Genomic DNA, 12,157 nt, shown 5'->3' with positions numbered 1-12,157 from the left:
TTGACCTTCTATAGGTGAAAACAAACCCGACATGAAAAAAAGACTATCCATACTCCTGATTTCAGGTCTCCTCCTGGGGATAGCTGTAGGGTGCACGGGCAGCAATAAGATGACCAAGAAGGCCGTGCAGCTCGAGGAAGCTCAAATGACCGAGGAAGCGGCCCGATACTATTTACTCGCCCTTCAACGGAAGGGGACTAATGTCGATGCGCAAATCGGGTTGAAGAAGACCGGACAAATTGTGCTTAACCAACAACTCAGTGAATTCTACCGCGCCTTTGGGCAAGAAGACTTTCGAAAAGCCGTCTACACGTATAGAGAGGCTCGCGAATACTATGAGTTAGTCGACCGAGTTCACGTTCATCTGGATTTCCCAGATTACTATGCCGAATACTATAAGGAGTCCAAGGACGTATACCTCAGCGAACGTTATGAAGTAGCGCAAAAGGCACTTGATGAAGAGCGTTTTGCGGATGCTAAGGAGGTTCTTACGGAAATTGCCGGTTTCGATCCAGAATATGCGGATTTAGAAGAACTGAAAAACTACGCCAAACTCGAACCTAAATACCGCGAAGCCAAAGCCGCACTGGGTGCCAAAAAATACCGTACCGCGTACTACTTGTTTGAGTCTATTCTTCAAGATCGAGACTACAAAGACAGCCGTACGCTACAATCCAGGTGTAAAGAAAAGGCGACTTACACCATTGCTTTTCTTCCTTTCGAGAACAGCACAGAAAGTGATGGGTCTGACGAAGCCATTGCCGCAGCCATCATTCAGGATATTCTTCAAAGCAATGACCCATTCCTACGCATCATAGACCGAGAACATTTGGAGATTCTCTTGGACGAGCAAGAACTGGGGATGACTGGTTTGGTGAATCAGCAGACTGCCGCGAATGCAGGAAACTTAGTCGGTGCGCGCGCGGTACTCAGTGGACACTTAGTCCGGATGACCGAAGAAAAAGGCAGCGAAAAGCGCGAAATCAAGAAAGGCTACCACGCATACGTCGAAAAGATCCTAGACAAGGAGACCGGAAAATACCGCTCCGTGACGCGCTATGACAAGGTGTACTACAAACAGTACAACAAAGAGAACAAGGTCTCATTGGCCTTTCAGTACAAACTCATTAGCTCGGAAACCGGTGAAATCCTCTTATCTGATCTCATCGAACTCAATGAATCAGACGCGAGCGAATGGGCTCGGTACGATGGCGACGATCGCTACCTATACCCTGGAACTTGGGAGCGCCGTGACAAGGCCAGCTCCAGTGACCGAGTCTTTACCGGCCGCAGTCAACGACGCGAACTGGAACGTCTTTTGGAATCGAGCGGAGAGGTTTCGTCCATCGATGAGCTTGCTTTAATCCTGTACCGCAGCGCTGGTCAGCGTGTGGCGCGTAAACTAATCACCTTCAACCCAGAAGCATGAGCGCCTGGAGATACATATTGATAATGGCGGTATTGGCCACCTCACTTGGCGCCTGTAGCAGTGCCCAGAAGACGGTGCAAACGCCCAAGGAAAAGGCGCCCACTTGGATTGGCCAACGCCCTTCAAATCCGGACTATTACATCGGTTTAGGGAGATCCTCTAAATCCCTGAACCCACTGGACTACAACGCCGTGGCTAAGCAAAATGCCCTCGAAGACCTGGCGGGAGAAATCTCGGTCAATGTCAACGCCAATAGCGTTTTGAGCCAGACCGAAGACCCATCCGGGTACGCGGAATCGTACCGTAGTCAAATTCGCACGCGGACGGATATCGAACTCGAAGGCTTCGAGGTCTATGACACCTGGGAAGACAACGAGCGCTACTATGTCCTCTATCGATTGAGTAAAAGGGATTGGGCGGCAGCGCAGGAAGCCAAGAAACGCAAGGCAGTGGCGCAGTCCAAAGACTGGTACGGAAAAGCCCTACGGGCCGATGAAGAGCATCGCGCCGTGGAGGCGCTCACCTACTATGTAAAAGCATTGGAGTCCATTGAAGCCTATCTGGGCGAACCCTTGGAAGAATTCGACGATCAAGGTCAAAAGCACTTTTACGGGAACGAAGTCTATTTCCGACTAGCGGAAACCCTCCAAGGCCTGAACGTGGCATCCGAGGTCTCCAAGAGAACGATGAAACAGGGTACCCTTCAAGAGAATGAGTCCTTGGATTTCATTCTGGTCAACGAATCCGACATTCCGCAAAGTGGCCTTCCCGTATTGATCAAGTATTCCGAGCAACTGAGTCGTGGGACGGTTTTCACTAGTGGCGAGAGTGGTCAGGTGACCTATCCGGTTCCCGTCATTCGGACCAATGAGCGGACTCAGTACATCCGGGCTCGATTTGACAGCGAACGCTGGCAACAACAAGTAACCGATAACCGACTGGTACGTGACGTGCTCGAAGGATTGGTAAAAAAAGTCAAAGAAACGGTCGTCGAACTTGAAGTCCTCGCCCCTACTTTCAGGGTGGCCAGTTTGGAAAGTAATCTGGGCACTCCCCTTTCTACGCCCATGCTCGCTTCCGCCGTTCGTTCGGTTTTATTGGAAAATGGGTTTGCCTCGGACACAACCAATCCAGACTACAGCATTCACATCGAAAGTGATACGGACTCTTCTGGTGTTTCGCGCAATATGGCCACTTGCTACTTGCGTGGGCAGATGATCATCAAGCGCGGTGTGGAAGAAATCTACCGTACCTCTTTTCACGAGATCAAAGGAGTGCAATTGAACTATCAAAATGCAGGCATGGCGGCCTACCGTGAAGGAGTTGACTGGTTGACTTACGAAGTCCTTCCGCTGTGGGTCGATCGTGTTAGACCAACCCGATGAATTTTGACGTTCTATAGCTATCTTTGCATAAGCTATGGATCTTATCACCCCAGAGGTCGATCGGTTTGCCAAAACCCTTGACCGATACAAACAAGAAGGCAAACGAGTCTTTGCCAGTTCCAGCTTTCAGTCGCACAGCATCCCCATGTTGCACCTCATTTCGACTTTGCAGCCGGACATCCCTGTGTACTTTCTGGACACGGGCTATCACTTCCCGGAAACCTATGCTTTTCGAGATGAAATCGCGGAACTCCTTGGGCTTCGAATCGAAGTTGTGAGCTCTCCCATTGAAAAAGTAAAGCAAAAGGACGAACACGGTCATTTACTGTTTTCCAGCGATCCGGACCATTGCTGTTTCTTGAACAAGACCCTCCCGATGGAGCCTGTTCTAAGGGAATATGATGTTTGGATTTCAGGTGTTCGTCGGGATCAGAGTTCTGTGCGCAAGAACTTCGACTATGAACAACCGGGTAAGCACGGCACCACGCGTTGTCATCCCATGTTGGAGTGGAACAGCAAAATGATTTGGGAGTACCGAAAGGAGCATCAACTGCCCACCCACCCATTAGAGGAGCAAGGATTCTTGAGCATCGGCTGTGCCCCATGTACCCGAAAATTTGATTTGAGCGGCGATACGGATCGTCAGGGGCGATGGGCCGGAATGAAAAAAAGTGAATGCGGACTTCATACTGATCTCGCGAAAGCATGAAAATCTTAATTACCGGTGGAACCGGCTATCTGGGCTACGGGCTCACTCGTGAACTTCTTCGGACGAATAAAGACATCGAGGAAATTGTGATCTACGACAACTTGTCTAGCCGTCGATACGACTTCTTTACCGGTGAGCCTATGGACAAGAGCAAGGTGCGCTTCATGCAAGGAGACATCCTCGACGGTCGTAAACTGGAGAAGGCCCTTGAGGGAGTTGACTGGGTATATCACTTGGCTGCAAAGGTGACCACGCCTTTCGCTGACCGAGAATCTCATTTCTACGACCAAATTAACCATTGGGGTTCGGCTCAACTGGCCCAGAGCATTGAACGAAGTCCGGTAAAAGGACTGGTTTATTTGAGCAGTGCCTCCGTCTACGGCGATGGTGCAGAACAAGTCGATGAAGGGTATGAACCTCATCCAAACTCCTTCTACGGCATCAGCAAATTTGAGGGTGAGCGCCAAGTCGAGCGCCTTCAGAACACCGAGCTGTTCATCATTCGATCTGCCAATATTTACGGATATAATCCCGCTTTTCGGATCGACGCCGTGGTGAACCGGTTTATGTTCGAAGCTCACTTTAACGGTAAGATCACCATCCATGGTTCGGGTGAGCAGAACAGAAGCTTTATTCACATCGATAAGGCTGTGCACGTTCTAGCGCGTCTTCCCGAAGGAAATGCTGAGCCTGGAACGTATAATCTAGGAGAGCACAACCTGAGTATTTTGGACGTTGCCGATGCTATTCAGGCCGTATATCCCGAGATGGAAATGATGAACGTGACGCACGTAATGAAAATGAAAAACCAGAGTATCGAATTGCCCGTAAAACTGAGCCGTTCGATACCCTGGCCTGAAAAGGAGCTCCATCAGGAGTTGACAGAATTTAAGGAGGCTTTTGCTTTTTAAGCAACAGCGGTATGATTAGTTGCCTCCTTCAAGCTTATCCATTTCCTTGTTGAATTCCTCTTTGAACTTCTCGTAGTCGTAGTCGATACGCAAGCGCTCGTCTTGACTTAGCGTGGCGTTCATCGCCGCCAAGAGGCTTTCACCGGTCATTTCAATTGCGATATAAGTCTTGTACGTACCATCTTCCGTAGTGAACATCTTCTCACAGATGGTCTGAACACCAGCGAGCTCTTGGTTGATCACTTCGCGAGTCAATCCTTCGAAACGTTCTTCAACGTCTTCTTGGTTGTTGAATTCGCGGGAGTTGACGTAGTTGTCAATGGTTCCTTTGATGGTCGTGTTGATCGAGCTGGCCAAGTCCGCACGAGCATTGCTCATCGCTTTCTTCTTGGAGACCATCTGATCTTTGGATTCACCTACTGCGTTCGCTCGGAAAACTCCCTCGGCTGACCAGAAATCTTCTCCACTACATGGAACCGCGATTTCTACTTCGCCTTTAGGCGCTTCAAGTTTTTTACTCTTACAGGAGGTCAATGAAGCGGCGCTTAGTAACACCGCCCCGATAATGCTATAGGATACAATACGTTTCATGGCAGTACAATGATTTAGTTTCTGTTGATAAGAAACCAAAGGTCGTGCCAAAAAAAGGGAAACGCAATTATTCGTGTGGGTTGCTGTGGTCCGGATTATCGATAAAGTCCGGATCAGTAAGCGTTTTCAAGAAGGCAATCAAATCTGCTTTCTGTTGTGGAGTCCAGTTTCGCCCAACGCCAGCCGCCTTCATATTCGGATCAATGGTAGGTGAAGGATGCCCTCCCATATTGTAAAATTCGATTACCTCTTCTAATGTCTCGAAACGGCCGTCGTGCATATACGGCCCGGTGAGTTCTATGTTACGCAGGGTAGGCGTCATGAATAAACCCATGTCGGCAGGATTGGCCGTGATTTCAAATCGACCTTTATCCACCGGTGGCCAAACACTGTCCAATCCGTTGTTGTGGAAAGCGTTATCCGTAAACTGGAACGCCGTGGCATAAGCACCGTGGCAGTGAAAACAGTCAGACGTCTCGTTCTCGAAGGTATCGAACCCGCGAATTTCTTCTGGTGAAAGTTGAACCTCTCCACGCAAGAACTTGTCAAATTTGCTGTTCCCGCTGATAAGGGTTCGCTCAAACTGGGCAATGGCCTTGGTCACCCGATCCACGGTGATGGCCGTATCACCAAATACGTCCTCGAAGAAGGGAGGATAAATAGCATCCGCCCGAAGCTTGTCCAAAGCATCCGGCCACTCTTGATGCATCTCGATCGGATTGGGTACGGGTTCCTCGGCCTGAATCTCCAGTGTTGGAGATCTACCATCCCAAAACAGTCCATTTACGCGGTAAGCCAAGTTGATGATGGCCATGGCGTTCCGGGTTCCAGCAATCCCATCAATCCCAATGGATGTGGCGTTCGGATCTGAAAAACCAGAAGACTGAAGGTGACAATTCGCGCAACTCATGGAGTTGTCCGCACTCAATTGAGTTTCAAAGAAGAGGTAGCGCCCTAATTCGACGCCGCGGACGGTGGCAATATTGTCCGCCGGTTGATTCAGCGGTGGAAAATAATTGGGTACGTCAAATACGTATTCCGGATTCTCCTCTGGCCCTTCCCCAGGATTATCCGGCTCATCCGGACCACAAGCGGTCACGAGACTTAAGAGCCCTATGAATAAAACGTACTTCTTCATACTACAAACTTACGCAATGAATAAACGAAAGGTGGGTTGGCTTTGTTTTATTCAAAACGACAAAGGCTTCGTACCTTTGTGGTCACATTTCACGGATATGAAACAGCCCGCAAGTATTGAGGCCATTCTCAAGGCCCCGCTAGATTCCGATTTGAAAACCATCGCCGAAAAAGTGAAAGCCAAAGAGCGCATCACTTTTGACGAAGGAGTACTCCTATTTGAAAAAGGTGACTTGGGCTATTTGGGCGCCTTGGCGAACTTCATCCGAGAAGAGCGTCACGGAAACTACACCTACTTCAACCGCAATTTCCACGTAGAGCCGACGAATATCTGCGTATTCGACTGTAAGTTTTGTGCCTATAGCCGTTTGCTGAAGCACAAAAGCGAAGGGTGGGAAATGAGCGAAGAAGAAATTCTGGAAAAAGTGCGCTCCTACGATGGTCAGCCCATCACCGAGGTGCACATCGTTGGAGGGGTACATCCAAAAATGGGTCTGCACTACTTCGCTTCCCTCATCCAAAAAGTGAAGGAAATTCGGCCCGATATCCATGTCAAGGCCTTTACCGCTGTGGAATTGGAATACATGTGCCGGAAGGCCAAGGTCAGCTATGAAGAAGGCCTGCGCATTTTGAAGGAGCACGGACAAGATAGCCTTCCAGGAGGAGGAGCAGAGATTTTTGACGAAGAAATTCGCAACATCATATGTGCGGACAAGTGCAGCAGCGCTCAGTGGTTGGAGATCCACGAAACCGCGCATAAGTTGGGCATGCCCTCCAATGCCACCCTACTCTACGGACACATCGAAAAGTTCGAGCATCGGGTAGACCACATGAACCGCCTGAGGGAATTGCAGGATCGCACCGGTGGATTTAACACCTTTATTCCGCTCAAATTCCGCAACGGAGACAATCAGATGAGCGATGTTCCTGAGGTAACCATGATTGAAGACCTCAAGATGTATGCGGTTGGGCGCATCTATATGGATAACTTCCCTCATGTTAAGGCCTATTGGCCTATGATCGGCCGTAAGACCGCTCAGCTCACACTCGGTTTTGGTGTCAACGACATCGATGGAACTATTGATGACAGCACCAAAATATACTCTATGGCGGGTGCTGAAGAGCAAACTCCGGCCATGACTACCGGCCAGCTGGTGAGCCTAATCAAGGATGCAGGTCGTCACCCGATCGAACGCGATACGGTGTACAACCACATTAAGGACTACTTGGAATATGACGTTGAGGACTTGCGCGAGCAAGCCTTGTCCAATTAATCTTTGGAGTGCTTGGCGTAGTTACGCCACTTCTCAATAACCTCAGTTAGGTCGTCGGCCAATTCACTTTCAAAAGAAAGCCACTCCCCTGTTCGTGGATGCTCAAAGGCCAGTGTTTTGGCGTGAAGAGCCTGACGCGGTAGAATCTTGAAGCAATTCTGAACGAACTGCTTGTACTTGGTAAAAGTAGTCCCCTTTAAGATCTTGTCACCACCGTATTCAAAGTCTCCAAAGAGCGGATGTCCTTCGTGTGAAAGGTGAACACGAATCTGATGGGTGCGACCCGTTTCCAGTTTACAGCGAATGAGGGTCACATATCCGAGCCGCTCCACAATTTCCCAATGCGTCACTGCGTGCTTGCCTAGCTCGCCGTCTGGGAAAACGGTCTGAACCTTTCGATTCTTCAAGCTGCGACCTATGTTCCCGATAATGGTCCCGGATTCCTCCTTAAAGTCACCCCAAACCAAGGCCAAATAGCGTCGTTCAATAGTCCGGTCAAAGAATTGCTTGCTCAAATGAGCCATCGCATGCTCGTTCTTGGCAACGACCATAAGCCCAGAGGTCAGCTTGTCCAAGCGGTGGACGAGTCCCGGGCGGTCCGATTCATTTCGGACGGGTAGATTTTCAAAGTGATAGATGAGCGCATTGACCAGGGTCCCGGTGTAATTTCCATGGCCGGGATGCACCACCAAACCTGCATTTTTATTGAGCACCACCAAATCCTCGTCCTCATAGACAATGTCCAGAGGAATATCCTCAGGAATCAGTTCAATCTCCCGAGGGGGTGTACTCATCACAACCTGAACGACATCGCCAGGCTTTACTTTGTAGTTGGATTTAACGGCGATTCCGTTCACGTGAATATTCCCGGCCTCTGCTGCCGTTTGAATCTTGTTCCGCGAAATATTTTCGATGAAGTTGTTGAGGAATTTGTCTACCCGAAGCGGTTTTTGGCCCGGCTCAGCGACAAATCGATGGTGCTCATAGAGCTCTTCATTCTCCTCTAATTCCTGATCGCTCATAGTCCAGCCTTGATAAAGCGCGCATGTCTCGGTCGATCGCCATCGGTGAAAAGAATATAGGTTCCGGGCGCTAGATGTCGGATGGGGGCCGTCGTTCCTCGGCCCGATGCGACCTCTCTTCCCTGAATATCCACAATGCGCCATGCGCCTTCTTCTTCCCCTTTCCATCGGATCACCTCCAACGCAGGGTTCGGGAACACTTGGAATGCCTCACGGTCCGATTCGTTCAAGCTCAAATCGCTACTCACCGTCTTTCCGAACATGGGGCGCATCATCAGCGAGCCTTTCAATTCGCTCGGGAGCCAAATCCCCGACACGAAGTAGTACATCTTATCGGAGTTATCGTGATTGCGGTCAAAGCCCACGTACATCTCGTTGCTCAACACCTGCTCAATTCCGATGTACACCGGCTGATCAATCCATTGAGGTACATCCAGCAAGTAGCGCGCGTAGTAATTCGTTCCAGTGTAACGCGGCTCGTACACGCTATCGGTTTTATACAAAAGCGTAGAAGGCCCACCCGTTTGGGTATCAATGGTCCAAATGCCGATGCGGAACTCGTTCTCTGTCGCATCCACCAAGGTCGGTGGGAAGTAAAGCAATAAACCACGCAGTGAATCGGAGACCAAGGGATCGATGTAATACGCCATCTTGGCGCTCAAATCGTTTAGGGCATAACCCCGTTCCGCCGTTCCATCATCGTAGGCGTAGTAGTTGTAAAAGTTTTGTCGGAAGGTCAGCGTATCATTCTCCGGACGCACGTCGGGTACGGACTGAATGAAGTACTTCAGGACGACTTCTGAACTGTCGTTATTGTTCGTAGTGATGTTGTCTTCCAGATTGGTCAAGTAGATGTAATTGACCGAATCATACGCGAACGGATTCGAGTTCTTAAAGAGGACATTAGAATTGAAGACGTTCTGATCATCTTGGTACAAGCGGTAACCGAAATTCACATTTCGAATCCCCGATGCACGGTTCCAGAAGTACACCACATTATTGTCCTTATACGGATCGTTTAGCGAACTGAAATGAGGCCATGGAACGGAGTAATAATCCTTCAAAATGGAGGGTGGCCGTTCCGAGATACAAATATCGTCGATGGCGGTATCCAAACGCGAACGACCATCGTTGACAATCACGTAGTCTACATGCCAATGGTCCAAGTTCCCACTCAACGTTGCGTAGTTCTTGAAGCGGAACTGAAATCCACGCTGCAGCCAGAGCGTGTCGGTAATGGGAATGTAAACCGAGCGGAAGGTGGTATCCGCCAAATCACCTGGTGTAGACCAGATGTGAATCCACTCCAGGGTATCTACCGGCGAATTGAACTCCAAAACCAAGGAATCCTCTTCCTCAGGAGGATTACCCAAACCGGTCATTTGGTAGTAAAAGCTCAGGTAGACCGAATCGCCGGGCAAGTAATTCAAGTCCAAAGGTGCAGAAGTCAAGTAGTCCGCCACCCCATAAGATGAAGCATTCGCAATGTTGTACGCCTGTCCGTATTGATTGAGACCATCAAAAGTGGCCACCCCAAAGCTCGGAGGAGCCAAAGGCATATCTAGATTCACATAGGTGTAAAAATCCAACCAGCGGTTTTGACTAGGTACGGGAAGGGGATCACTAAAATCGTCGTAAAAGGGCAAAGACAAGGTGTCCGAAGCCGCCGTCGATCGGGCCGACATACTTCCAACACGCTCGGCATAAGCCTCGATTACCGGATTGGTCGCCAGCGGCGCTAAAAGCTCCTGAGCGTATGCGCTCGGAAGAGCCAAAATCATCATCGCCGCGAGGGCCTTACTGCACCAATTCATTCTGAAGCGTATCGGGTTCTGTGATGAATAACGTATCCAATGGGATTTTCGTACTGTCCTCAGTAAGCCAGAGATCAACCGACATTCCCAATCGAATCACTGGACGGGGGTTCGGGTCAGGGTACTGACGATAAACACGAGCAGCAGAAGAATCTTCGACGGTCTCGTCATAACTAAGCGCTCCTACATTCAAGCTCAATTCCTTCAATCGGTCTTCCGCCTCTTCTAAGGTCAAACCAGGGGTCCAGGGAACAGAAATTTTTTCATCGCTCAGTCCATTTCCCAGGATCAAATCGATGACGGCTCTCTTAGGTAGCGGATCTCCCGCCTCGACCTCTTCACCGTTGTACTCCACTCCGACGACGACATCGCGCGCCATATCGGGCACAAAAGTCAACTCACCTACTTGAAAACCATAGGTCTCGAGGTATGAAATAGCCTGCCGTTTGGACCGGTCGATCAAGTTCGGAAGAATGACTTTTTGAACATTTCGCGGATTGACGGTAAAGAAAATCGTTCTTCCCCGCTTCACCGCATTACCCGGCCCAGGAATCTGTCCAACGACTGCTCCGCGTGGATATTCAGGGTTAAATTCTGCGGAGTCAATCACCGCATACCCCAAGTCAATAGGCTCAAGTTCCAAACCTGCTTCCGTCAGGGTATAGCTTCTCAAATCAGGGACCAGGACCGTTTCTCCATGCTGGGTGTAGCTGCTGAGCCACCAGGTTAGGCCGAAGAATCCGACCACGAGAATAATCCCGTAGACGATGACGTTGCGCCAGAACAACTTGCTCCTTAAGAATTCGATGATGTCTCCCATACCCCTAAAGTCGGCGCAAAGATAAGATTTTGCCTCTGGCTCCGTTTCAAAATGTGCAGTACCTTTAAGGCCCTATGATTGCGAAGTCCGTCATTGCTGTAGTTGCCGGTGGCTACTCCAGCGAACGCGAAATTTCTTTAAAAAGTGCATCAGTTGTGATGGCACACCTCAATCCAGATGAATTCGAGGTGCATCTGATTGACATTGCACTGGAAGGGTGGAGTCATGTTGCTCCAGACGGAACCCGCACTCCAGTGAATCGCGGAGATTTCTCTGTTTCTGTGCCTGACGGCACGATAAAATTTGACGCCGTATTCAACGCCATCCACGGTACGCCCGGAGAGGACGGAAAGCTCACGGCCTATTTTGACCTGCTGGGCATCCCCTACAACACCTGTGGGTCTTTTGAAGCGGCCCTGACCTTTGAAAAAGGAGTCTGCAATCAGCTTTTGCGCCAGTACGGCATCAAGGTGGGACGATCTGTCTTATTAGGTGCCGGCGATTCAATTGACCCTGAAGGACTTATCGCCGAATTGGGACTTCCAGTATTCGTAAAGCCCAGTAAGGCGGGATCGAGCTATGGCGTGAGCAAGGTCAAAGCCGCCGATGAACTCGAGGACGCGGTTGCGTTTGCTCTAGAATTTGACGATTTGGTCATTGTCGAAGAATTCTTGGACGGCCGTGAATTGACCTGCGGGGTCTTTGAGCATCGGTCCGAGGTGACGGCATTGCCGGTAACGGAAATCGTCAGTGACAATGAATTTTTCGACTACGAAGCCAAATACAAAGGCGAAAGTCGAGAAGTGACGCCGGCGGACATCGCGCCGCAGGCGCAAAAAGACATTCAAGAAACCAGCCAACGCATATACCAACTCCTGCGTCTCAAAGGTGTGTGCCGGATGGATTATATCGTACGGAATGATGTGCCCCACCTCATCGAAGTCAACTCTGTTCCGGGCTTGAGTGAAGCGAGTATTGTGCCGCAACAGGCTCAACAATTTGGACTTGATTTACGTACGTTCTTCGGAGATCAGTTAAAACGAATTCTAAACGACCCCAGTTGAT

11 protein-coding genes are annotated in these 12,157 nt (G+C 49.7%); 6 read left to right on the top strand and 5 right to left on the bottom strand.

The features are described 5' to 3' along the window. The first annotated feature begins 31 nt into the window (after window positions 1–31). Genes HZ996_06325 through HZ996_06310 form a run of 4 tightly spaced genes read left to right on the top strand, consistent with a single transcriptional unit; the run spans window position 32 to window position 4,434 of the window. Entirely contained in the window at window positions 32–1,429 is a 1,398-nt protein-coding gene (locus HZ996_06325) for a hypothetical protein (protein QTN38780.1), read from the top strand. Then, a complete protein-coding gene (locus tag HZ996_06320; GenBank protein ID QTN38779.1) occupies window positions 1,426–2,814 on the top strand; it encodes an LPP20 family lipoprotein in 1,389 nt (462 codons plus the stop codon). Before HZ996_06325 ends, HZ996_06320 begins: the two co-directional genes overlap by 4 nt. A 34-nt stretch (window positions 2,815–2,848) precedes the next feature. Continuing rightward, window positions 2,849–3,523 (top strand): phosphoadenylyl-sulfate reductase, encoded by a 675-nt coding sequence (locus tag HZ996_06315; protein ID QTN38778.1) that lies wholly within the window; start codon window positions 2,849–2,851, stop codon window positions 3,521–3,523. Then, window positions 3,520–4,434 carry an NAD-dependent epimerase/dehydratase family protein gene (locus tag HZ996_06310; protein QTN38777.1) on the top strand — a complete coding sequence of 305 codons (915 nt, stop codon included), beginning with the start codon at window positions 3,520–3,522 and terminating at the stop codon, window positions 4,432–4,434. The genes HZ996_06315 and HZ996_06310 overlap by 4 nt, the downstream gene beginning before the upstream one ends. A gap of 15 nt (window positions 4,435–4,449) precedes the next feature. Here HZ996_06310 and HZ996_06305 read toward each other — a convergent pair whose 3' ends face one another. Together HZ996_06305 and HZ996_06300 are read right to left on the bottom strand one after the other, a co-directional pair. Further along, entirely contained in the window at window positions 4,450–5,025 is a 576-nt protein-coding gene (locus HZ996_06305) for an LPP20 family lipoprotein (GenBank protein QTN38776.1), read from the bottom strand. Window positions 5,026–5,092: 67 nt separating this feature from the next. After that, window positions 5,093–6,163, bottom strand: a complete 1,071-nt coding sequence (locus tag HZ996_06300; protein ID QTN38775.1) for a c-type cytochrome — start codon at window positions 6,161–6,163, stop codon at window positions 5,093–5,095. 97 nt (window positions 6,164–6,260) lie between these two features. Between HZ996_06300 and mqnE the strand changes: the two genes are divergently transcribed. Then, window positions 6,261–7,436 carry an aminofutalosine synthase MqnE gene (gene mqnE, locus HZ996_06295; protein QTN38774.1) on the top strand — a complete coding sequence of 392 codons (1,176 nt, stop codon included), beginning with the start codon at window positions 6,261–6,263 and terminating at the stop codon, window positions 7,434–7,436. On the opposite strand, the gene HZ996_06290 is transcribed toward mqnE, so the two are convergent. Genes HZ996_06290 through HZ996_06280 form a run of 3 tightly spaced genes read right to left on the bottom strand, consistent with a single transcriptional unit; the run spans window position 7,433 to window position 11,092 of the window. Continuing rightward, on the bottom strand, window positions 7,433–8,458 hold the full coding sequence (locus tag HZ996_06290) for an RluA family pseudouridine synthase (protein ID QTN38773.1): 1,026 nt from the start codon (window positions 8,456–8,458) through the stop codon (window positions 7,433–7,435). The genes mqnE and HZ996_06290 overlap by 4 nt on opposite strands. Continuing rightward, window positions 8,455–10,272, bottom strand: a complete 1,818-nt coding sequence (locus HZ996_06285; protein QTN38772.1) for a T9SS type A sorting domain-containing protein — start codon at window positions 10,270–10,272, stop codon at window positions 8,455–8,457. The genes HZ996_06290 and HZ996_06285 overlap by 4 nt, the downstream gene beginning before the upstream one ends. Further along, the gene (locus HZ996_06280; GenBank protein QTN38771.1) at window positions 10,256–11,092 is read right to left on the bottom strand and encodes a PASTA domain-containing protein; all 837 of its coding nucleotides are present in this window, start codon (window positions 11,090–11,092) and stop codon (window positions 10,256–10,258) included. The genes HZ996_06285 and HZ996_06280 overlap by 17 nt, the downstream gene beginning before the upstream one ends. Before the next feature lie 74 nt (window positions 11,093–11,166). On the opposite strand from HZ996_06280, the gene HZ996_06275 reads away from it, so the two are divergent. After that, on the top strand, window positions 11,167–12,156 hold the full coding sequence (locus tag HZ996_06275; GenBank protein ID QTN38770.1) for a D-alanine--D-alanine ligase: 990 nt from the start codon (window positions 11,167–11,169) through the stop codon (window positions 12,154–12,156). The last annotated feature ends 1 nt before the right edge of the window (window position 12,157 follow it).

It is taken from the genome of Cryomorphaceae bacterium, assembly GCA_017798125.1.
Taxonomy (GTDB): domain Bacteria; phylum Bacteroidota; class Bacteroidia; order Flavobacteriales; family ECT2AJA-044; genus ECT2AJA-044.
Note: the sequence above shows the minus strand (reverse complement) of the source record. Positions and strands in the feature narration are given on the sequence as shown.

Coding starts and splice junctions, on each gene's coding strand:
- HZ996_06290 (QTN38773.1), bottom strand. CDS start 8,458: ATGAGCGATCAGGAATTAGAGGAGAATGAAGAGCTCTATGAGCACCAT.
- HZ996_06315 (QTN38778.1), top strand. CDS start 2,849: ATGGATCTTATCACCCCAGAGGTCGATCGGTTTGCCAAAACCCTTGAC.
- HZ996_06275 (QTN38770.1), top strand. CDS start 11,167: ATGATTGCGAAGTCCGTCATTGCTGTAGTTGCCGGTGGCTACTCCAGC.
- HZ996_06305 (QTN38776.1), bottom strand. CDS start 5,025: ATGAAACGTATTGTATCCTATAGCATTATCGGGGCGGTGTTACTAAGC.
- HZ996_06280 (QTN38771.1), bottom strand. CDS start 11,092: ATGGGAGACATCATCGAATTCTTAAGGAGCAAGTTGTTCTGGCGCAAC.
- HZ996_06310 (QTN38777.1), top strand. CDS start 3,520: ATGAAAATCTTAATTACCGGTGGAACCGGCTATCTGGGCTACGGGCTC.
- HZ996_06300 (QTN38775.1), bottom strand. CDS start 6,163: ATGAAGAAGTACGTTTTATTCATAGGGCTCTTAAGTCTCGTGACCGCT.
- HZ996_06325 (QTN38780.1), top strand. CDS start 32: ATGAAAAAAAGACTATCCATACTCCTGATTTCAGGTCTCCTCCTGGGG.
- mqnE (QTN38774.1), top strand. CDS start 6,261: ATGAAACAGCCCGCAAGTATTGAGGCCATTCTCAAGGCCCCGCTAGAT.
- HZ996_06285 (QTN38772.1), bottom strand. CDS start 10,272: ATGAATTGGTGCAGTAAGGCCCTCGCGGCGATGATGATTTTGGCTCTT.
- HZ996_06320 (QTN38779.1), top strand. CDS start 1,426: ATGAGCGCCTGGAGATACATATTGATAATGGCGGTATTGGCCACCTCA.